A 20,352-nucleotide genomic window follows, 5' to 3' on the forward strand; every position below is an offset into this window, starting at 1 on the left:
TAATATGATTTTAGGAGAGAGGGAAACCGCCTCCCGTCTGTTCGCGGCCGGTCCGTCCATGACTGATGGCGCATCGCGCGGGGGCGGCGGAGACAGACGGTCGGAAGGCCGCGCAAAACGGGAACACAAGATGCATCTTTTCAAGGACCTCACCCGCTTCGCCGCCGGATTGGGTGGTCGCATGGGGGCTGCCGCCTTGTCGATGGCCGTCGCCGGCCAGGCGATGGCGCAGGATCTGCCCTTCCTGGGCGAACCGCACGATGCGGGGATCGCGCTGCAACGCGCCCACAGCCCCGTCGCCGAAAGCAGCCACTGGATTGACCATATGCTGCTGTACATCATCGGCGCGATCACGGTCTTTGTCTGTGTCCTGCTGTTGTGGGTCATCGTGCGCTACAACCAGCGTTCGAACCCGGTGCCGTCGCGCTTCACGCACAATTCGCCGCTGGAAATCGCCTGGACGATCCTGCCGATCTTCATCCTGATCTTCATCGGCTCGTTCACCGTTCCCGCACTGTTCCGCGACCAGACGATGCCCGACGCCGACGTGACCATCAAGGTGACGGGCTACCAGTGGTACTGGGGCTATGAATATGTCGACCACGGGGTCGAGCTGTCGGCCTACCCGCTGCAGCGCGACGAACTGGCCGAGAACGGCTACGAGGACCGTCACTACCTGCTGGCGACCGACAGCCAGGTCGTGGTGCCGGTGGGCCAGAACGTCGTGATGCAGGTCACCGGCGGCGACGTGATCCATTCCTGGACCATCCCGGCTTTCGGCGTGAAGCAGGACGCGGTTCCGGGCCGTCTGGCGCAGCTGTGGTTCAATGTCGACGAACCCGGCATCTATTTCGGCCAGTGCTCTGAACTGTGCGGCCAGGGCCATGCCTACATGCCGATCACCGTCCGCGCCGTCTCGCCCGAAGACTACGTCGCCTGGCTGCAGGAGCAGGGCGCCGAGAACCTCGCCGCCGCGCCGGGCTATGACGCCGCCGCCGTCGAGCTGGCGTCGAACTGATCCAAGAGTAACCGGCGTCGCGCGCGGGAATGCCCCCCGCGACGCGGCGCCGGACCATTCCGAGGGCTGAATGCCGAGGGTTGAATGACCGACATCCGTGCAGACATTGCAGACCAGAGCGGGCCGGGAGACGCCGGCTTCGGCGACTACGTCCAGCTTCTGAAGCCGCGTGTCATGTCGCTGGTGGTTTTCACCGCGCTGGTGGGGCTGGTCGTCGCGCCCGTCCGCCTGCATCCGGTCGAGGCCTTGGCCGCGATCATCTTCATCGCGCTGGGGGCCGGAGCCTCGGGCGCGCTGAACATGTGGTGGGACGCCGATATCGACCGCGTCATGCGTCGCACCGCCAAGCGTCCGGTCCCGTCGGGCGCCGTCGAACCCGGCGAGGCGCTGGGCCTGGGCGCGACTCTATCGGTGCTGTCGGTGGTCATGCTGTGGCTGGCCACGAATGCGCTGGCCGCCGCGCTGCTGGCTTTCACCATCTTCTTCTATGCCGTCATCTACACGATGTGGCTGAAGCGCTCGACGCCGCAGAACATCGTCATCGGCGGCGCGGCCGGGGCGTTCCCGCCGATGGTCGGCTGGGTGGCCGCGACCGGCTCGGTCAGCGTCGAAGCGGTGCTGATGTTCCTGCTGATCTTCATGTGGACGCCGCCGCATTTCTGGGCGCTGGCGCTGTTCATGAACTCGGATTACGAAAAGGCGAAGGTGCCGATGCTGACCGTGACCCACGGTCGCCGCTCGACCCGGAACCATATCCTTGTCTACACGCTGCTGCTGGCGCCGGTGGCGCTGGTCGCCGCCTTCACCTCGATCGGCGGGCCGATCTATTTCGCCGTGTCGCTGGTCTTGAACCTGCTCTTCGTGATCGGCGCCTTCCGCCTGTGGATGCGCCGCGAGGAACGGGCCGAGGCGGATAAGTACGCCGCCGAGAAACGCTTCTTCGCGCTGTCGCTGGCCTATCTGTTCCTGCATTTCGCCGCTTTCGCGGTCGAGGCCACGCCTTGGGCCGATGCGCTGTCGGCTTACGCCGGATGGGAGGCCGTGACATGGCTCTGACCCGCGAACACGACCTGCACAAACGCCGCCAGGGCCGCAATATCGGCGTGCTCGTGGTGCTGCTGGCCTTCGTCGCGCTCGTCTTCGGGCTGACCATCGCCAAGATGACCACGGGCGACCAGTTGCAGGGCTTCGATCATACCTATCGGATCGAGATGGATCCCGGCGCGCGGACCGGGGAGGCGGGCCAATGAAACGTTGGTGGCGCAGTCTGGAGCAATCGCAACGCACACTGGCCTCGCTGGTGGGGGTCGTCGTGGTGATGGGCGCGCTGGCCTGGGCGGCGGTGCCGGCCTATAACCTGTTCTGCCGCGTCACCGGCTTCGGCGGCACGACCCAGCGGGCCGAAACCGAATCCGACACGGTGCTGGATCAGACCGTGCAGGTGCGGTTCGACGCCTCGGTCGAACGGGGCTTCCCATGGGAATTCCGCCCGGTCGAGCGCACGATGGAGCTGCGGATCGGGGAAACCGGGCTGGCCTTTTACGAGGCCACGAACCCCACCGACCACCCGATCGCGGGCACGGCCAGCTACAATGTCACGCCGTATGCGGCAGGCGGCTATTTCATCAAGATCGCCTGTTTCTGCTTCGACATGCAGGTTCTGCAGCCGGGCGAAAGCGTCCTGATGCCAGTGACCTTCTATGTCGATCCCGAGATCGTCGACGATCCGGATGTGCGGGCGCAGGGCCTGAACACGATCACCTTGAGCTACACGTTCCACCCGGCCGACCTGCCAGAACAGGCGGCGGCTCCGGTGGAAACGAACTGAGTTAACGCGCCCCGGCTCTGCCGGGCCCGGGGCGCCAAAGACAGGGACCGCGCAAGCGGCACGAAACGGAAAATCTGAGGGAACGGAAATGGCCCACGCAAAAAACCACGATTACCACGTCCTTCCGCCGTCGATCTGGCCCTTCGTCGGTGCCGTTTCGGCCTTCGTCATGCTGACGGGCGCCATCATGTGGATGCACGACATGGGCCCGTGGGTGTTTGCCATCGGCCTGGTCGGCGTGCTCTACGTGATGTACGCGTGGTGGTCGGACGTCGTCACCGAAAGCCATTCGGGCGATCACACGCCGGTCGTCGTGATCGGCCTGCGCTATGGCTTCATCCTGTTCATCATGTCCGAAGTGATGTTCTTCGCGGCTTGGTTCTGGAGCTTCTTCAAGCACGCCATGTATCCCATGGGCCCCGAAAGCCCGGCCGTCGACGGCGTCTGGCCGCCCGCCGGTGTCGAGCTGTTCGACCCCTGGCACCTGCCGCTGATCAACACGCTGATCCTGCTGCTGTCGGGCTGCGCCGCGACCTGGGCGCACCACGCGCTGGTGCATGAGGACAACCGCAAGGACGTCGCCACCGGCCTGCTTCTGGCGGTGATCCTGGGCGTGATCTTCACCGTGCTGCAAGGCTACGAATACAGCCATGCGGGCTTTGGCTTCGCCGGCAACATCTACGGCGCCAACTTCTTCATGGCGACCGGCTTCCACGGTGCGCACGTGATCATCGGCACGATCTTCCTGTTCGTGTGCTACCTGCGCGTCCGCGCCGGCCACTTCACGAAGGAACGCCATGTCGGTTTCGAAGCCGCCGCTTGGTACTGGCACTTCGTCGACGTGGTCTGGCTGTTCCTCTTCGCCTCGATCTATATCTGGGGCAGCGCAGGCGTCTGAGCCTCACACTTGATGCGATGGGTTCGGGGGGCTATGTGCCCCCCGTTCTTCTTTTCTGGGACGGGATAGCGACGTGAACGGACGATTCATCGGGGCGGCGATCTTCGGCATTGCCGGTGTGGCGGTGCTGTTGTGGCTGGGCTTCTGGCAACTCGACCGGCTGCAATGGAAGCTCGACCTGATCGAGCGGATCGAAACCCGCATCCACAACGACCCGGTGCCGGTGCCGACCGACGCCACGCCCGGAGACGACCGCTACCTGCCGGTGATCGCGCAGGGACGGTTCACCGGCGAATTCGCCAATGTCCTCTCCAGCCAGCGCGAAGCGGGGCAGGGTGTGCGGATCATCGCCGTGCTGGAAACCGATGACGGTCGCCGGTTGCTGGTGGATCGCGGCTTCGTGCGGGAATCGCAGCGCGACGCCTATGTCGCGCAGGCCGACGGCGTGACGGTGATCGGCAATCTCGACTGGCCGGGGGACCGCGACAGTTTCACGCCCGATCCCGACCAGGGCCGCAACCTGTATTTCGCCCGCGACCCGCTGCCGATTGCCGAGGCGCTGGACACAGAGCCCGTACTGATCGTCGCGCGCGAGGACAGCGCCGCCGCGCCGCCGCTCTCGACCGAGCCGATCAGCGGCGCCGCGCTGAAGAACGACCACCTGGAATACGCGCTCACCTGGTTCATGCTGGCAACCGTCTGGGCAGTGATGACAATCGCCCTTCTGTGGCGTATCAGGCGGACAAGTGTCTGAGGAAAGACTTATGCAGTATATCTCGACTCGGGGTGCGGCACCGGCCCTGACCTTCGAACAGGCGATGCTGACCGGGCTCGCGCGCGATGGCGGCCTTTATGTCCCCGAAACCGTGCCCACGATGAACGAAGGCGAGATCGCCGCGCTGGCCGGTCTGCCCTACGAGGAAATCGCCTTTCGCGTGATGCGCCCCTTCATCGGCGAGACCTTCACCGACGACGAATTCAAGGCGCTGATCGCCAAGGCCTATGCGGGCTTCGGCCACGATGCGCGCGCGCCGCTCAAGCAGCTTGGCCCGAACCATTTCCTGCTGGAACTGTTCCACGGCCCGACGCTCGCCTTCAAAGACTTCGCCATGCAGCTGATCGGTCAGCTGTTCCAGGCCTCGCTCAGCCGGTCGGGTGACCGGGTGACGATTGTCGGCGCCACCTCGGGCGATACCGGCTCGGCCGCGATCGAGGCATTTCGCGGGCTGAAGAATGTCGACGTGTTCATCCTGTTCCCGCATGGCCGGGTGTCCGAGGTCCAGCGCCGTCAGATGACGACGCCCGCCGACGCCAATGTCCATGCGCTGGCGGTCGATGGCGATTTCGACACCTGCCAGGGTCTGCTCAAGGACATGTTCAACGATTTCGACTTCCGCGACCGGGTGCGGCTTGCGGGGGTCAACTCGATCAACTGGGCGCGCGTTCTGGCGCAGGTGGTTTATTATTTCAGCGCGGCGACCAGCCTTGGCGCCCCGCACCGGGCGGTCGATTTCACCGTCCCCACCGGCAATTTCGGCGATATCTTCGCGGGTTACATCGCCAAGACGATGGGCCTGCCGATCGGCAAGCTGGTGGTCGCGACGAACCAGAACGACATTCTGCACCGCTGCCTGACGACCGGCGTTTACCAGACCGAAAGCGTTTTGCCCTCCATCTCTCCGAGTATGGATATTCAGGTCAGCTCGAATTTCGAACGGGTTCTGTTCGACGCCTATGGGCGCGACGGGCGCGCTGTGGCGCAGTTGATGGACGAGCTGAAAGGCACGGGCAAATTCACCGTGAGCCAGGGCGCGCTGCAATCCCTGCAGGACACGTTCGAATCGGGCCGTGTCAGCGAAGAGGGCACCTCGGCCTCGATCAAGCGCACGCTGGCGCATTCGGCCGAGCTGCTCTGCCCGCATTCGGCGGTCGGCGTGGCCGTGGCCGAGAACCATCTGGGCGCGAACCCGATGGTGACGCTGGCCACCGCCCACCCCGCCAAGTTCCCGGCCGCGGTCGAAGAGGCGACGGGCATCCACCCCGCCCTGCCGCCGCGCATGGGCGACCTGTTCGACCGGCCTGAGCGCGTGACGCGGATGCCGGGCGACCTGAAGGCGCTCGAAGCGCTGATCCTCGAACGGACGGGGGCCTGATGCACCGCATCACGACACTCCCCAACGGCTTCCGCATCGTCACGGAACCCATGCCCGGCCTTGCCTCGGCGGCGGTCGGCATCTGGGTGATGGCGGGTGCCCGGCACGAGCGGGCCGAGCAGAACGGCATCGCGCATTTCCTCGAACACATGGCATTCAAGGGCACGGCCACGCGCTCGGCCCTGCAGATCGCCGAAGAGATCGAGGATGTGGGCGGCTATATCAACGCCTATACCTCGCGCGAGATGACCGCCTATTACGCCCGCGTGCTCGAAGCCGACGTGCCGCTGGCGCTGGACGTGGTCGCGGACATCGTGCTGAACGGCGCCTTCGACCCGCGCGAGATCGAAACCGAACGCCATGTCATCTTGCAGGAGATCGGCCAGGCGGCGGACACGCCCGACGACGTGATCTTCGACTGGCTGCAGGAAGCGACCTATCCCGACCAGCCCATCGGCCGCCCGATCCTGGGCCCGGCCGAGCGCATCGCGCATTACGGCGCCAGCGACCTGCGCAGCTTCGTCAAAGGCCATTACGGCCCGGGCCAGATGATCCTGGCCGCCGCGGGCGCGGTCCATCACGACACGCTGGTGAAACTGGCCGAAGAGCTTTTCGGCCAACTGCCCGCTTTCGACATGAGCGTCGCCGAACCCGCCGCGTTCCACTGCAACGAACGGCGCGAGATCAAGACGCTGGAACAGGCGCATTTCGCGCTGGCGATCGAAGGCCCGGCTTTCCGCGATCCCGACCTGTTCACCGCGCAGATCTTCGCGGGCGCGATGGGCGGCGGCATGTCGTCCAGGCTGTTCCAGAAGCTGCGCGAAGAGCGGGGCCTGTGCTACACCACCTTTGCCCAGGCCGGCGCGCATGACGATACCGGCTCGATCACCGTCTATGCGGGAACGGGCGGCGAGGATATTCGCGATCTGGCGAATTTGACCATCGACGAATTCCGCCGTGCCACGCAGGACATGAAGGAAGCCGAGATCGCGCGCGCCCGCACGCAGATGAAAGCCGGGCTGCTGATGGGGCTGGAAAGCCCGTCCAGCCGGGCCGAGCGTCTGGCGCGGCTGCTGGCGATCTGGGGCCGGATTCCGGACCTGTCGGAAACGGTCGAGCGGATCGATGCGGTCGATCTGCCGTCGATCAAGGCCTATGCCGAAAAGCTCGCTTCCGAAGCGCGCATGTCGATGGCTCTGTACGGCCCCGTCGCCACCGCGCCCACGCTGCAGGAGCTGCGCGAAAGGCTCGTTGCCTGATGGCGGGGTTCCTGCTGGCGTCGAGACGACGATTCCGGTTGGACACCGAACGGATGGTGCTGCGTCTGCCCGAGCATTCGGATTTCCGCATGTGGACGGCCCTGCGCGCGTCCTCGGCGGCGTTCCTGGTACCTTGGGAGCCCACATGGTCCGAAGACCACCTGCACCGCCGCGCCTTTACCGGGCGCGTGCAATGGGCCGCGCGGGTGCGCCAGCAGGGTACGGGCCTGCCGCTGTTCCTTGTGCGGCGCGCCGACGACCAGCTTTTGGGCGCGATCACGCTCGACAATATCCGCCGGGGCCCCGCGCAGGTCGGAACGGTCGGCTACTGGATCGGTGAACCCTTCGCGCGCCACGGCTACATGCGCGAGGCACTGAACGCGGTCGTGCACCACGCCTTTACCGAGCTCGATATCAGCCGGATCGAAGCCGCCTGCCTGCCCGAAAACGCGGCCTCGCGCGCGGTCCTGGAAAAATGCGGCTTCAAATACGAGGGCGTCGCGCAGAGCTATCTGCAGATCAACGGACGCTGGCGCAACCACGTGCTCTATGCCAACCTCCGGGGCGACCGGAGGGGGAGAACGGATGTCGGATGACCGGCGGATCCTGCTGCTGAGGGGCGTGAATGTCGGATCGAACCGCAAGCTGCCGATGGCCGATCTGCGCGCGGCTCTGACCGGGTTGGGGCTTGAAAAGGTAACGACGCATATCCAGAGCGGCAACGCGGTGTTCCGCGACCCCGCCCGCCGCGCCGGTCTTGGCGCCGATATCGCGCAGGCCCTCGCCGCCGATTTCCCCGTCGCGCCCGAAGCGCTGATCTTCGATCCGCCCGCCTTCGCCGCGATCCTTGCCGCCAATCCCTTTGGCGATGACACCGCGCAGATCGGCTTCCTTGCCCGCCCCGCTGCCATCGATGACCGTCGGCTCGACGGGCTGACCCAGGGCGACGAGGCCTGGCAGGCGAGCGAGGTGGCGATTTACCTGCATCTGCCGCATGGCGTCGGTCGCTCGAAACTCGCCGCCGGCGCCGAGAAAGCCGTGGGCGCGCCGCTGACGATGCGCAATCCCCGCGTCTGCCGGGCAATCCTCACACTGGCCGAGGAGCTTTGACCATGCTCTCCCCCTGCGACGGCGCCTTTCTGCAGGCGCTCGAGGCGACCCTGCCCGAAGGCACTCTCCGGCCGGCCGACGACCGCTACCTGAGCGAACCGCGCGGGCGCTACCGGGGGCAGGCGGGCGCGGTGGCCTGCCCGGCCTCAGTGGACGAGGTCTCGGCGATCGTGAGCGCCGCACAGGCCGCCCGGGTCGGCATCGTGCCCTATGGCGGCGGCACGGGACTGGTCGGTGGCCAGGTGATGACCGGCGGGCCGGCGCCGTTGCTTCTGTCGCTGGAACGGATGAACGCCCTTCGCCTGATCGAGCCCGAAGGCGGGGTCCTGGTGGCCGAAGCGGGCTGCATCCTGGCCGAGGTGCAGGCGGCGGCCGAAGCGGCGGACCGGCTGTTCCCGCTGTCGCTGGGATCCGAGGGCACGGCGCGGATCGGCGGGCTGCTGGGCACCAATGCGGGCGGCACGGGCGTGCTGCGCTGGGGCAATATGCGCGACCTCTGCCTGGGGATCGAGGCGGTGATGGCCGACGGCCGCGTGATGCACGGGCTCAAACGGCTGCGCAAGAACAACATGGGCTACGATCTGCGCCACCTGCTGATCGGTTCCGAGGGCACGCTGGGCGTGATCACCGCGGCCTCGCTGCGGCTGTTCCCGCGCCCCGCACGCACCGGGGCGGCGATGATCGTGGTGCCCTCTCCGCAGGCGGCGCTGAGCCTGCTCGCGCTGGCGCAGGCGCGGCTGGGCGAGGGCGTGTCGGGGTTCGAACTGATCGGCGGACAGGGGCCGCGCTTCCTGTCCGAGGTCATGCCCGAGATCCGGCAACCCTTCGCGCAGATCCCCGACTGGATGGTTCTGGTGGATCTGGGGCTGGTGGCGTCGCTAGACCCGGCCGCGGAACTCGAGGCGCTGTTCGGGGACGCCGCCGAAGCCGGGCTCGCGCTCGACGGGGTCATCGCCAGTTCCGAGGCACAGCGCGCCCAGTTCTGGCGTCTGCGCGAAGCGATCCCCGAGGCCAATCGCAAGATCGGCGCGGTGGCCAGCCACGATGTCTCGCTGCCCCTGGCCGCGCTGCCGGATTTCATCGACCGCGCGGGGCCGGCGCTGGGTGCGCTGGGGGATATGCGGATCAATTGCTTCGGCCATGTGGGCGACGGCAATCTGCATTACAACGTCTTCCCTGCCCCCGGGAAATCGCGCGACGCCTACGAGGCGCTGCGCCCGCAGGTGATCGGGACGGTGCACGACCTGGTGCATTCCTTCGGCGGTTCGGTCAGCGCCGAGCACGGGGTCGGGCGCCTGAAGACGGCGGATCTGCAGCGTTATGTCGATCCGGTCGCAGTCGCGACCATGCGCGCGATCAAATCCGCGCTCGACCCGGCGGGTATCCTCAATCCCGGCGCGGTCCTCGGCGGATAGGCGCGCGCGCGTCGCTCCCGCCCACCCACCCCGCTCGCGCGCGCGGGCAATGTCCCGGCCGCAAGCCGCGCAGACGCGAGGATCCGAGTATTTAAGGCAGAATGAAGGGGCTTCACTTTGTCTCAAATACTCACGGGGGAGGTCCAGGAGGGGGAGCGTGCTCCCCCTCCTGGGCAGGGGAGCGCGAGGGGGCGGCCGCCCCCTCGCTTCCCGGTGCGTTCTCCGTCAGCGTTCCCCGGGACGCGCCAGCTGGAACGGGTCGTCGACATAGGCGTAGTCGCGATAGCCCAGCCGGCCCACCGGGGTGAAGGTCTCGTAGGCGAAGCGTCCGTCGACCAGGCAATCGTCGTGCAGCCGGATGCCCGTAACCTCGCCGATCACCATCGTGTTGTCCTTGCCGCCCAGCTCGACGATCTGCGTCATGCGGCATTCCAGCGTGGCGGGGGCGTCCCTGACATAGGAACAGGCAATCGTGTCGCATTCGCCCCGCTCAAGGGCCGCGAGCGAGAATTCGTCCACTTCACGGTCCCATGCCCCCGAGCTGGTATTCATCGCCATCAGCAGCGCTTTCGACACGACATTGACGCAGAATACCCCGGTCTCGCGGATATTCGCGACGCTGTCCTTGTTGGCCGGCCGGTCGGGCTTGGCGCCGGTCGAGGCGAACATCACCTGCGGCGGCACATAGGCGACGGCGTTGAAGAAGGAATAGGGCGCGAGATTGTCGTGGCCCTCGGCATCGCGGGTCGAGATCCAGCCGATGGGCCGGGGCGAGACGATGGCGTTGAACGGGTTATGCGGCAGGCCGTGGCCGTCGGCGGGGCGGTAGAACATGGGTTTCCTTCGCGGGCGCAGCGGGGCGCTGCGGGGATTTGATCTTGGATTTAACGCGTGCTAGGGCCGAGTCCAGACAGTTTGGCCGGGCTTGTTCTGCGCGATCCCGAGGCGCCCCTAGATCTGGAGCTGGCATGGATCTGGAACAGGAAGAACCCGCCGATTGGTGGGAGGTCGAGGCGCTCTACGATCTGTGTTTCGCGCCGGGCCGCACGGCCCTGTCCTCGTATCGTCTGCGCGACGACGTGCCGCCCGTCGCGCAGCTCTGCCTGTGCCTGTGGGACGAGACCGAGGCGCTGGCAGGGGTCATCCGTTACTGGCCGGTACGCGTGGGGGGAACGCCCGCGTTGCTTCTGGGGCCCGTCGCCGTGCACCCGACGCGACAGGGCGAGGGGCTGGCGGGACTGTTGATCCGTGAAAGCCTGCGCCGTGCCACGCGCTACAACTGGGACCGCGTCATGCTGGTGGGCGACGCGCCCTATTACGGCCGGTTCGGGTTTCAGAAGCTCGAGGGCGTGGTCATGCCGCCGCCCACCAACCCCGAGCGGGTTCTGGGGCTGGAGCTGACGCCCGGTGCCTGGCAGGGGGTGCGGGGCGCCGTCACGCGCTGGATCGACATCCACTGAGGTGCCATTGCGCGCGCGGGGGCACGGGCGCGCAGCCCCGATTAAGTGTTCCGGGCCTGCCCTCAGCTTCAGCCCCGCGCTTCAGGCCCCCGGCTCAGCCGATGGGCAGGCTGCGGATATAGTCGATCATCGAGCGGCGCAGCGTATCCTCGCCTTGTTCCTTGGCGTGTTCGATGATCGCCGCGACCTCGTCCAGGTCCGAACGCAGGATCAGGTCCTTGACCGGGCCGATCGAGGCCGGGCGCATCGACAGGCTGCGCAGGCCCGCGCCCGCGAGGGTCAGCGCTTCGACCGGGCGGCCCGCATCCTCGCCACAGAAGCTGAGCGCGGTGCCGTTATCGGCGCAGCGTTTGACGATCTTCTGGATGAAGGTGATGAAGCTCAGCGACAGCGTGTCATAGCGCCGGCGGACGAGTTCGTTTTCGCGGTCGGCGGCATAGAAGAACTGTTTCAGGTCGTTGCCGCCGATCGACACGAAATCGGCAAGCTTGAAGAAGGCATCGGGCGCGAAGGCGAGGCTGGGGGTTTCCAGCATCGCGCCGATTTCCAGCTTTTCGGGCAGGGGATGGCCCAGATGCGCCTCGCGCTCGATCTCGCGCAGCAAGAGTTCGCGCGCGGTGCGGAATTCTTCGAAATTGGCGACCAGCGGGAACATCACGCAGAGCGGGCGTCCGTTCGAGGCGCGGATCAGCGCCTGAAGCTGCATCCGCATCACGCCTTTCTTGTCCAGCCCCACGCGCACCGCGCGCCAGCCCATGGCGGGGTTCGGTTCCTCGGGACGGTTCATGTAGGGCATGACCTTGTCCGAACCGATATCGAGCGTGCGGAAGATCACCCGCCGCCCGTCCGCCGCCTTCAGCACCCGCGCATAGAGCGCAGCCAGATCGGCGCGGCGGGGCATCGAATTGCGCAACAGGAATTGCAGCTCGGTGCGAAACAGGCCCACGCCTTCGGCGCCCGATCCCGCCAGCGAGGGCAGGTCGGCCATGATCCCCGCATTCATGGCAAGCGAAACGCGGGTGCCCTTGCGGTCCGAGGCAGGCTTGTCGCGCAGCTCGGCGAACCGCGCGGCCGCCTGCGTCTGCATGACGATCTTGTCGCGATAGGCGGCGGCGACGCTGTCATCGGGGCGCAGATGCACGACGCCCTCGTCGCCATCGACGATGATGCTGTCGCCGGTCAGCGCCTCGGTGGTGATGCCCTCGGCATGGACCACCAGCGGAATGGCCAGCGCGCGGGCGACCACGGCGGCGTGAGAGCCGACCGAGCCCTCTTCCAGCACCACGCCCTTCAGCCGCTTGCCGTATTCCAAGAGCTCGCCGGGGCCGATATTGCGCGCGACCAGGATCGGGCGCTCGGGCATCTGCGCGCCGGTATCGCTGCCCTGTCCGGTCAGGATGCGCAAAAGCTTGTTGGACAGATCGTCCAGATCGTGCAGCCGGTCGCGCAGATAGGGATCGGGGACCACCTGCAGCCGCGCGCGGGCCTCGGATTGTTCCTTCTCGACCGCCGCCTCGGCGGACAGGCCGCTTTCGATCGACTGCTCCATCCGCCGCAGCCAGCCGCGCGAATTGGCGAACATGCGGTAGGCTTCGAGAACGTCGCGATGCTCTTTGTCGGCGGTGCCGGCCGCATTCATCAGATCGTCGACCGACACCCGCAGACGGTCGACAGCGGCGCGCAGGCGCTCGCTTTCCGCGGCCGGGTCGTCGTTGACGAGGTTCGTCACCACGACGCGCGGTTCGTGCAGCCAGACCTGCCCTTCGGCGGTGCCTTCCTGTCCCGAGCCGCCGCGCAGCATCACCGGATGCTTGTGGGCCGAGGCCATCGGCGTGTCGTCGCTGGTGAAAGCGCCCAGTTCGGTCATTTCGGCCAGCACCATGGCCGTCACGTCGAGCGCATAGATCTCGTCATCCGAAAACAGCCGGGCGTCGCGCGACTGTACGACCAGCACGCCCAGCTTTTCGCCCAGCCGCTGGATCGGCACGCCGAGAAAGCTGGGATAGATCTCTTCGCCGGTCTCGGGCATGTAGCGGAAACCGCGTTCGGCGGGGGCATCGGCGGTGTTCACGGCGGTCGCCGTGCGCGCGACGCGGCCCACCAGACCCTCGCCCAGACGCATCCGCGTGCGATGCACCGATTCCGCCTTCAGACCGCGCGTGGCGCAGAGTTCAAGCGTTTCGCGGTCGCGGAACAGATAAATCGAGCACACATCCGTGCGCATGGATTCGGCGATCATGCCGACGATCCGGTCCAGCCTTTCCTGTCCGCGCGCGGGCTCGGCCAGCGTATCGCGCAGTCGGCGCAGCAGTCGGCGGCTTTCGCTTTCGCTCCGGTCCTGCATCTGTGCGGCTGTCCTGTTCACAAGCGTTGGGGCGACTGGACCTTAGATCAACTTATGGCGGAATGGAAACGGCTTTGCGACGGCCCCATGCCCGCTGGTGGCCCGAAAGGCGAATGCTGACGGCGCATTCGTCTTTCGGTGCCATTGCTCAAAGCGCGGTCACGAAGCGCGGTCGAGTCCGAACGCGTCGTGCAGCGTCTGCACGGCAAGTTCCATGTAGCGTCGGTCGATCAGAACCGAGATCTTGATCTCGGAGGTGGCGATCACCTTGATGTTGATATTGTCCGCCGACAGCGCCTGGAACATCTTCGCGGCGACGCCGGCATGGCTGCGCATGCCGATCCCCACGACCGACACTTTCGACACGTCGGTGTCGATGATCAGCTCTTCATAGTTGATCTTGCCGCCTGCCTTGGCCTCTTCCATCGCCTTCTTGGCGCGGGCGACTTGATCGACGGGGCACGAGAAGGTCATGTCGGTAACCGCGCCCGGGTGATCGTCGTCGTAATCCTTTTCCGAGATGTTCTGCACGATCATGTCGACATTCACGCCCGCATCCGCCAGCGGTCCGAAGATCGCGGCGGCGATGCCGGGGCGGTCCTCGATGGTGAAGAGGGTGATCTTGGCTTCGTCGCGCGAATGGGCGACGCCGGAGACGACTTTCGATTCCATGATTTCCTCCTCGTCGCAGACAATCGTGCCGGACGTTTCATCGGTTTCATCAAACGAGGACAGCACCCGCAGGCGCACCTTGTAGCGCATCGCCAGCTCGACCGAGCGGGTCTGCAGCACCTTCGCGCCCAGCGAGGCCAGTTCGAGCATCTCCTCGAAGCTGATCCTGTCGAGCTTGCGCGCTTTCGAGGTGATGCGCGGATCGGTCGTGTAGATGCCGTCGACATCGGTATAGATGTCGCAGCGCTCGGCCTCGAACGCGGCGGCGAAGGCCACGGCGGTGGTGTCGCTGCCGCCCCGGCCCAGCGTGGTGATCCGGCCCTCGGGGCTGAGACCCTGGAAGCCTGCCACGACGGCGACCTTGAAGCCTTCGGCGAATTTGGCGTCGATATTCTCGCGCGGGATGGATTCGAAGCGGGCCGCGCCATGCGCCGAGGTGGTGTTGATCGGCACCTGCCAGCCCTGCCAGCTGCGCGCCGAGACGCCCATTTCCTGCAGGCGCAGCGCCATCAGCCCGGCGGTCACGTTCTCGCCCGAGGACACGACGGCGTCGTATTCGCGCGCATCGTAGAAGGGCGAGGTCTCGTTGACCCAGCGCACCAGTTCGTTGGTCTTGCCGGACATGGCCGAGACGATGACGATCACGTCATAGCCCCGCTCGACCTCGCGTTTGACCTTCTCGGCCGCATTGGCGATCCGGTCCAGATCGGCGACCGACGTGCCGCCGAATTTCATCACAAGGATCGGCATGAATACCCCCGCAAGACGCATGCCGCACACCTTGTGCAGCGCGCGCTCGTCTTACGCGCGGGTGGGGGATGGCGCAAGGGCCGCAGCGACAGGAAAATCAGGCCCCGAAAGGCGTTTCGTGCCGTGTCGGCGCGGGCCTGCTTACAGGCCCAGAGGCGCGCCGACCATGGCGCCGGACCCGTCGTACCACAGCGTGTATTCGATCTGCCCGGCATCGTCGAACGCGGTGCGCGCCAGCCATTCGCTGCCATCGCTCATGCGGTAGCGCGTATCCTCGACCGGCAGCATCCGACAATCGCCGCTGACCGCGTCGCAGCGGCTGATGGCGCGGCTGTCGGTGCCGATCGCCTGGTGGATGCGCGGTGCCCCCGGCTCTGCAGGGGCCGAGATCGGCACCAGAGAGGCGCGGTTGAGCATCGGCGCGGCATTCATCTCGCTGCCGCCCGCGCGCATCGCGGCCAGACCGGCCAGCCCCAGACCGATCACGGCGGCCAGCGGTACGACCCAGTCGACGCGCCCCGAGCGGCGTGGCCGGGCGACAGGGGATTGCGGAAAGCGGGCGGGCGAGAACTTGGTCGAGACGGTCATGGCGACACCTGCGTGAAGGGCGATGTCCCAGATTGACGCGGGCATTATGGCGAGATTGCGCCGGTTTCGGGTTTCTTTGTTGACGTCTTGTTAACCATCGCGGGCTTTGTCGATCATGGTTAACAAAACCCGAACAATGTCAGCGCGGCCCCTCATGCTGCCCGCCTCAGTTGGTGCGGGCCTTGCTCATGAAGGGCAGGGGGGCCACGGGCACGCCTTCTTCGGCCAGCGCGCGCGCCTCCTCGATCTTCGCTTCGCCCCAGATCGGACGCTCGGGGCTTTCGCCCAGATGAATCGCCCGTGCCTCGCGCACGAAATTGTCGCCCACGTAATCCGACGTCGTCTCGATATGTTTGCGGAAGGCCGCGATCCGCTCTTCCACGGCGTTGCGCGGGCCCAGCGGCGCGGCGGGGCGGGGTTGTGCGGGTTTGCCGCCGTCGTTTTCGGTGCTGGAAACCGAGGGCGCCATCAGCGCCTTTTCCACCTTCGGGCTGCCGCAATGCGCGCAGCTCAGATGCTTGCCCTTTGCCAGCGCGTCATAGGCCGAAGCCGAGGCGAACCAGCTTTCGAAAACATGTCCCTGATCGCATTGCAGACTGTAGCGGATCATCGCGGCATCATCCCCTTAGACCGTGCACAAAATAGAATTTCCGCGCGCTTGTGCAAGCGGGGATCCGGCGGAACCGGGCCTGACGGACGGGTCTGCGCGACGCTCAGGGGACGGGATCGGTTGCAACACCGCATGAGGCATTGCATATAGAAGCCGTCACAACAGGTGCCGTCGATGAATTACCTTGAATTCGAGAAACCCCTCGCCGAGATCGAAGGCAAGGCCGCCGAGCTGCGTGCCATGGCCCAGACCACGCCCGAGATGGATGTCGAGAAGGAAGCCGAAGCGCTGGACAAGAAGGCCGAGCAGCTTCTGAACGATCTGTACAAGAACCTGTCGCCGTGGCGCAAATGTCAGGTCGCGCGGCATCAGGACCGGCCCCATTGCAAGGATTACATCGACGCGCTGTTCACCGAATACACGCCGCTCGCGGGCGACCGGAACTTCGCGGACGATCACGCCATCATGGGTGGCCTTGCGCGACTGAATGACCGGCCCGTCGTGGTGATCGGGCAGGAAAAAGGCTCTGACACCAAGTCGCGGATCGAACGCAATTTCGGCATGGCGCGCCCCGAGGGCTATCGCAAGGCGATCCGTCTGATGGATCTGGCCGCGCGGTTCGGCCTACCGGTGGTCACGCTGGTCGACACGCCCGGCGCCTATCCCGGCAAGGGCGCCGAGGAACGCGGTCAGGCCGAGGCGATCGCGCGCTCGACCGAGAAATGCCTGCAAGTCGGCGTCCCGGTGATCTCGGTCATCATCGGCGAGGGCGGCTCGGGCGGTGCGGTCGCGCTGGCCACCGCCGACCGGATCCTGATGCTGGAACACTCGGTCTATTCGGTCATTACGCCCGAAGGCTGCGCCTCGATCCTGTGGAAGGATTCCGAGAAGATGCGCGAGGCGGCGGAAGCCATGCGCCTGACCGCGCAGGACCTGCTGAAGCTCGGCGTCATCGACCAGATCATCGCCGAACCAAGGGGCGGCGCGCAGCGCGACCGCAAGGGCACGATCGCCTCGGTCGGCAAGGCGCTGGACGAGGTGCTGTCGAAATTCGACGGCAAGAGCGGCGACGAGCTGATCAAGGCGCGGCGGCAGAAATACCTCGATATGGGCAAGAAGGGCCTCGCTGCGTGAGCCTGCAGGTCCGGCCGCCGGTCGAGACCGATGCAGAACCGCTCTGCGCGGTGATCAACGCGATCATCGCGGCGGGCGGCACCACGGCGAACGAAACCCCGTTCACGCCGGCGCGGCTGTGGGAGTACAGCCTGGGCGGACCCGGGGTGCTGTGTTGCCACGTGGTGACGCTGGATGCAGAGCCGGTGGGCTTTCAGGGGCTTTACCGCAGCCCGGACCTGCCCGAAGGCTGGGGCGATATCGGCAGCTTCACGCGGCAGGTGCCCCGCGTGCCGGGTGCGGGCACCGCGCTGTTCGCGGCCACGCTGGCCCGGGCGCGGGCGCTGGGTCTGGTGGCGATGAACGCCACGATCCGCGCCGATAACGTGCCGGGGCTGGCTTATTACACCAAGATGGGCTTCGTCGAATACGACGTCATGCGCGCGGTGCCGTTGGCGGATGGCACGCCCGTCGACCGCATCAAGCACAAGCGCGCGGTCTGACGCCGCGCCCGAGCCTCACCACATCGTTTCCGCAGCGCGCTTGGGCCAGGCCGTGTCATACGCCGCGCCGTCGAAGGCGCCTGCCGTGATCTCGGACAGGATGCCGCCCACGCTGGGCAGTCCCTCGCTGTCGTCGCGCCGCCACAGGCCCGAGCGGATCAGCGCCCGCGCGCATTGCACGTAGACCTCGGCCACCGCGATGACGATCACCAGCTTCGGGCGCTGCCCCTTTCGCTCGAAACGGCCGGTGAGCGCGGTATCGGTCGATAGCCGCGCTGTGCCGTTCACCCGCACCACATTGGTCGAGCCGGGGACCATGAAAGACAGCGACACCCGACCGTCGCGCAGGATGTTGCGCAAGCTGTCGATGCGGTTGTTGCCGCGCCAGTCGGGCAGCAGAAGCGTCCCGGGATCGGCGATCTGCACCACCGGGCCGTCATCGCCGCGCGGCGTGCAATCGGTGCCCTCGGGGCCGACGCTGGCCAGAAAGCAGAAACGCGAGGCTTCGATCCAGCGCGTATAGGCCGGGGTCAGCCGGGAGGTGACCTTGATCTGCGTGGCCTCGGCGGGCGTGTCGTAAAGCGCCTCCAGCGCGGCCATATCGGTGATCCAGCTCATCCTGCGCTCCTTGTCTTCCTGTCAACGCGTCGGGCGCCTGCGCCTCAGGGCTTCTTGCGCGGCGTCTTCGGCCGGGGCACGGGCAAGTCGTCCCAGACCGCGCGGGCGACCCGGCACAGGCGCTCGGGTTCGTCCAGAAGCGGCGAGGCGACAAGCGCGGGCTTCGCGCCGGGATAGGGGGGTGCGGTCTCGGCCTCGGGGAAGGCCGCGCGCGCGCCCGGCAGATCCTTCAGATAGAGCGTGTCGTCGCAGATCACGCCGATGAACTTGCCGTCCAGGTAGAGACCCCATTCGCCGAACATGCGCTTCGCCTCGACCATGCCGGCTCCGGAAAGCTGTTCGCGCATGAACGCCACGGTTTCGGCGCTGCTGGCCAACTCAGCGCCCGATCTGCGGGAAGCCCGCCTCGGCCATCAGCGCGTCCGACCGCTCTTCAACGACCTGTTCGACCCGCCCGAGGAAGTCGCGCAAGGGCATCCCCGGCTCGATCGGCGGGCCGAACTCGACCACCGCGAGGCCGGGCTTGCGATAGACCGCGTGCCGCGGCCAGAACACGCCGACATTGCAGGCGGCGGGCACCACCGGGGCGCCCAGTTCCTGGTACAGGACCGCGACGCCGACCTTGTAATCCTGCTTCACGCCCGGCGCGACGCGCGTGCCCTGCGGGAAGATGATCAGCTGGCCGGGTTCCAGCTTGCCGGAGTTCACCTGCTCGACCATCGCCTTGATCGCCGCCCCGCGCCGCCCGCGATCCACCGGCACGCAGCCGATGCGCAGCGCGTACCAGCCCAGGATCGGCGCCCAGACGAGCTGCTTTTTCATGATGAATTTGGGGCGGGGCAGCACGTTGCAGATCAGGATGATGTCGAAAAAGCTCTGATGCTTCGCGGCGATCATCACCTCGCCTTCGGGGATCGGGCCGCGGATCTCGGATTTCAGCCCGATCATCCAGGATGCTGTCCAGCGCACCCAGCTTGTCCATGCATGGACCGCCGCCCAGGCGCCCTTGCGGCTGACCATCGCCCAGGGCAGGAAGACCACCGCCATTGGCACCATCATCGCATAGGCCTGCGCGGTAAAGATCAGCGAGCGCAGCCACTGGAATGCGTAGCCCATCAGGTGTCCCTTTTCAGAACGCGCATCGCCGCGGCGCGCGTCGCCGCCCAGCCGATCAGCGCGGCAACGGGCGGAATGATCAGCGGCGTCAGCCAGCCCGCGCCCTGAAAGCCCAGCCCGGTGAAGAACCCGGCATCGCCGGCCACCGGCAGGATGGCGAAGGCCCCGAGGCCCAGAAACGTGCCCGCCGCCGCCCCCAGAAAGACCCGCAGCGTAAAGCGCCGGGTAAAGGCGCGGGCGATGAACAGGTCGCGCGCGCCCACCAGCCGCAAAACGCGGATGACCTGCGCATTCGCCGCCAGCGAGAACCCGGCGGCCAGCGTGATCATCGCCGCCACCATCACCGCGATCAGCGCCACGGCGAACCAGGCCAGCCCGCGCAGCGACGCCGCGGCCTGAACCAGCGGGCGGCGCCAGCGGGTATGGTCGTCCAGCACCGCACCCGGCGCCTCGGTCGCGAGCCGCATCCGCAGCCCGACGGAATCGAAGCCGCCGGGCTCTTCGGCGATCTCGATCAGGCGGGGCAGGGCGAGCGACTCGACCGGCAGGTCGGGGCCGAACCACGGTTCCAGCAGGCGCCGTTGCTCGTCCTCGTCCATCACGCGGGTCGATTGCACGCCGGGCGTGGTGCGCAGGATTTCCAGCACCGCCTGTGTCTGCGCCTCAAGCTCGCTGGGCGGGGCCGAGATCCGCAGCGTCGCGCTTTGCGACAGGGTGTCGGACCAGCGCTGCGCCAGCTGGCTGGAGCTGAGCGACATCGCCAGCGCGAAGACGGCCAGGAAGGCCATCGCCGCCGAGATCAGCGCGGTCAGCCACGCGGCCGAGCCGGTCGCGGGGACGATCCCGGCGGGGTCGGCGAAACCGGGCGTGCGGCGCGCGCCGCCCTTGGCGCGCAGG

General features: G+C 66.8%; 23 protein-coding genes. 14 read left to right on the forward strand and 9 right to left on the reverse strand.

Annotation, left to right across the window (positions count from 1 at the left end; translation table 11 throughout):
• The first annotated feature begins 181 nt into the window (after window positions 1-181).
• The 11 genes from coxB (at window position 182) to C4N9_RS13880 (ending at window position 9,681) form a co-directional block, all read left to right on the forward strand.
• Window positions 182-1,018, forward strand: a complete 837-nt coding sequence (gene coxB / locus C4N9_RS13830) for a cytochrome c oxidase subunit II (protein ID WP_109534071.1) — start codon at window positions 182-184, stop codon at window positions 1,016-1,018.
• An 84-nt stretch (window positions 1,019-1,102) separates the two neighbouring features.
• Entirely contained in the window at window positions 1,103-2,074 is a 972-nt protein-coding gene (gene cyoE, locus C4N9_RS13835; RefSeq protein WP_109533931.1) for a heme o synthase, read from the forward strand.
• A complete protein-coding gene (locus tag C4N9_RS13840; protein WP_109533932.1) occupies window positions 2,065-2,268 on the forward strand; it encodes a hypothetical protein in 204 nt (67 codons plus the stop codon). The genes cyoE and C4N9_RS13840 overlap by 10 nt, the downstream gene beginning before the upstream one ends.
• The gene (locus C4N9_RS13845; RefSeq protein ID WP_109533933.1) at window positions 2,265-2,846 is read left to right on the forward strand and encodes a cytochrome c oxidase assembly protein; all 582 of its coding nucleotides are present in this window, start codon (window positions 2,265-2,267) and stop codon (window positions 2,844-2,846) included. Before C4N9_RS13840 ends, C4N9_RS13845 begins: the two co-directional genes overlap by 4 nt.
• A gap of 88 nt (window positions 2,847-2,934) precedes the next feature.
• Entirely contained in the window at window positions 2,935-3,744 is an 810-nt protein-coding gene (locus C4N9_RS13850; protein WP_109533934.1) for a cytochrome c oxidase subunit 3, read from the forward strand.
• Between the two features lie 73 nt (window positions 3,745-3,817).
• Window positions 3,818-4,498 (forward strand): SURF1 family protein, encoded by a 681-nt coding sequence (locus C4N9_RS13855; protein WP_168192234.1) that lies wholly within the window; start codon window positions 3,818-3,820, stop codon window positions 4,496-4,498.
• A gap of 10 nt (window positions 4,499-4,508) precedes the next feature.
• Window positions 4,509-5,897 (forward strand): threonine synthase, encoded by a 1,389-nt coding sequence (thrC, locus tag C4N9_RS13860; RefSeq protein WP_109533936.1) that lies wholly within the window; start codon window positions 4,509-4,511, stop codon window positions 5,895-5,897.
• Window positions 5,897-7,156 (forward strand): M16 family metallopeptidase, encoded by a 1,260-nt coding sequence (locus tag C4N9_RS13865; protein ID WP_109533937.1) that lies wholly within the window; start codon window positions 5,897-5,899, stop codon window positions 7,154-7,156. The genes thrC and C4N9_RS13865 overlap by 1 nt, the downstream gene beginning before the upstream one ends.
• An 11-nt stretch (window positions 7,157-7,167) precedes the next feature.
• On the forward strand, window positions 7,168-7,752 hold the full coding sequence (locus C4N9_RS13870; RefSeq protein WP_109534072.1) for a GNAT family N-acetyltransferase: 585 nt from the start codon (window positions 7,168-7,170) through the stop codon (window positions 7,750-7,752).
• Window positions 7,742-8,266 carry a DUF1697 domain-containing protein gene (locus C4N9_RS13875; protein WP_168192235.1) on the forward strand — a complete coding sequence of 175 codons (525 nt, stop codon included), beginning with the start codon at window positions 7,742-7,744 and terminating at the stop codon, window positions 8,264-8,266. Before C4N9_RS13870 ends, C4N9_RS13875 begins: the two co-directional genes overlap by 11 nt.
• 2 nt (window positions 8,267-8,268) lie before the next feature.
• Window positions 8,269-9,681, forward strand: coding sequence for an FAD-binding oxidoreductase (locus tag C4N9_RS13880; protein WP_109533939.1), 1,413 nt, complete (start codon window positions 8,269-8,271; stop codon window positions 9,679-9,681).
• 225 nt (window positions 9,682-9,906) lie between these two features.
• Here C4N9_RS13880 and C4N9_RS13885 read toward each other — a convergent pair whose 3' ends face one another.
• The gene (locus C4N9_RS13885; RefSeq protein ID WP_109533940.1) at window positions 9,907-10,515 is read right to left on the reverse strand and encodes a flavin reductase family protein; all 609 of its coding nucleotides are present in this window, start codon (window positions 10,513-10,515) and stop codon (window positions 9,907-9,909) included.
• A 134-nt stretch (window positions 10,516-10,649) separates the two neighbouring features.
• On the opposite strand from C4N9_RS13885, the gene C4N9_RS13890 reads away from it, so the two are divergent.
• Window positions 10,650-11,141, forward strand: a complete 492-nt coding sequence (locus C4N9_RS13890) for a GNAT family N-acetyltransferase (protein ID WP_109533941.1) — start codon at window positions 10,650-10,652, stop codon at window positions 11,139-11,141.
• Window positions 11,142-11,235: 94 nt separating this feature from the next.
• Here the strand turns inward: C4N9_RS13890 and ptsP are convergent, their stop codons facing one another.
• From ptsP to C4N9_RS13910, 4 genes are all read right to left on the reverse strand, one after another.
• Complete coding sequence (gene ptsP / locus C4N9_RS13895) at window positions 11,236-13,485, reverse strand: phosphoenolpyruvate--protein phosphotransferase (protein ID WP_109533942.1); 2,250 nt, start codon at window positions 13,483-13,485, stop codon at window positions 11,236-11,238.
• Window positions 13,486-13,644: 159 nt separating this feature from the next.
• The gene (locus tag C4N9_RS13900) at window positions 13,645-14,907 is read right to left on the reverse strand and encodes an aspartate kinase (RefSeq protein WP_109534073.1); all 1,263 of its coding nucleotides are present in this window, start codon (window positions 14,905-14,907) and stop codon (window positions 13,645-13,647) included.
• 141 nt (window positions 14,908-15,048) lie between these two features.
• Window positions 15,049-15,495, reverse strand: coding sequence for a hypothetical protein (locus tag C4N9_RS13905; protein ID WP_146195169.1), 447 nt, complete (start codon window positions 15,493-15,495; stop codon window positions 15,049-15,051).
• A 166-nt stretch (window positions 15,496-15,661) separates the two neighbouring features.
• Window positions 15,662-16,105 (reverse strand): DUF1178 family protein, encoded by a 444-nt coding sequence (locus C4N9_RS13910; protein WP_109533944.1) that lies wholly within the window; start codon window positions 16,103-16,105, stop codon window positions 15,662-15,664.
• A gap of 174 nt (window positions 16,106-16,279) precedes the next feature.
• Between C4N9_RS13910 and C4N9_RS13915 the strand changes: the two genes are divergently transcribed.
• Both C4N9_RS13915 and C4N9_RS13920 read left to right on the forward strand, forming a co-directional pair.
• Window positions 16,280-17,239 (forward strand): acetyl-CoA carboxylase carboxyltransferase subunit alpha, encoded by a 960-nt coding sequence (locus C4N9_RS13915; protein WP_109533945.1) that lies wholly within the window; start codon window positions 16,280-16,282, stop codon window positions 17,237-17,239.
• Window positions 17,236-17,721 carry a GNAT family N-acetyltransferase gene (locus C4N9_RS13920; protein ID WP_109533946.1) on the forward strand — a complete coding sequence of 162 codons (486 nt, stop codon included), beginning with the start codon at window positions 17,236-17,238 and terminating at the stop codon, window positions 17,719-17,721. The genes C4N9_RS13915 and C4N9_RS13920 overlap by 4 nt, the downstream gene beginning before the upstream one ends.
• Before the next feature lie 15 nt (window positions 17,722-17,736).
• On the opposite strand, the gene C4N9_RS13925 is transcribed toward C4N9_RS13920, so the two are convergent.
• From C4N9_RS13925 to C4N9_RS13940, 4 genes are read right to left on the reverse strand one after another with little or no spacing between them, the layout of a single operon-like run.
• Window positions 17,737-18,339 (reverse strand): pyridoxamine 5'-phosphate oxidase family protein, encoded by a 603-nt coding sequence (locus C4N9_RS13925; RefSeq protein ID WP_109533947.1) that lies wholly within the window; start codon window positions 18,337-18,339, stop codon window positions 17,737-17,739.
• A 44-nt stretch (window positions 18,340-18,383) separates the two neighbouring features.
• Window positions 18,384-18,716, reverse strand: coding sequence for a TfoX/Sxy family protein (locus C4N9_RS13930; RefSeq protein WP_109533948.1), 333 nt, complete (start codon window positions 18,714-18,716; stop codon window positions 18,384-18,386).
• Window position 18,717: 1 nt separating this feature from the next.
• A complete protein-coding gene (locus tag C4N9_RS13935) occupies window positions 18,718-19,455 on the reverse strand; it encodes a lysophospholipid acyltransferase family protein (protein ID WP_109533949.1) in 738 nt (245 codons plus the stop codon).
• Window positions 19,455-20,351, reverse strand: coding sequence for a cell division protein FtsX (locus C4N9_RS13940; protein ID WP_109534074.1), 897 nt, complete (start codon window positions 20,349-20,351; stop codon window positions 19,455-19,457). The genes C4N9_RS13935 and C4N9_RS13940 overlap by 1 nt, the downstream gene beginning before the upstream one ends.
• Between the last annotated feature and the right edge of the window lies 1 nt (window position 20,352).

This window comes from Pararhodobacter marinus, from assembly GCF_003122215.1.
GTDB classification, from domain to species: domain Bacteria; phylum Pseudomonadota; class Alphaproteobacteria; order Rhodobacterales; family Rhodobacteraceae; genus Pararhodobacter; species Pararhodobacter marinus.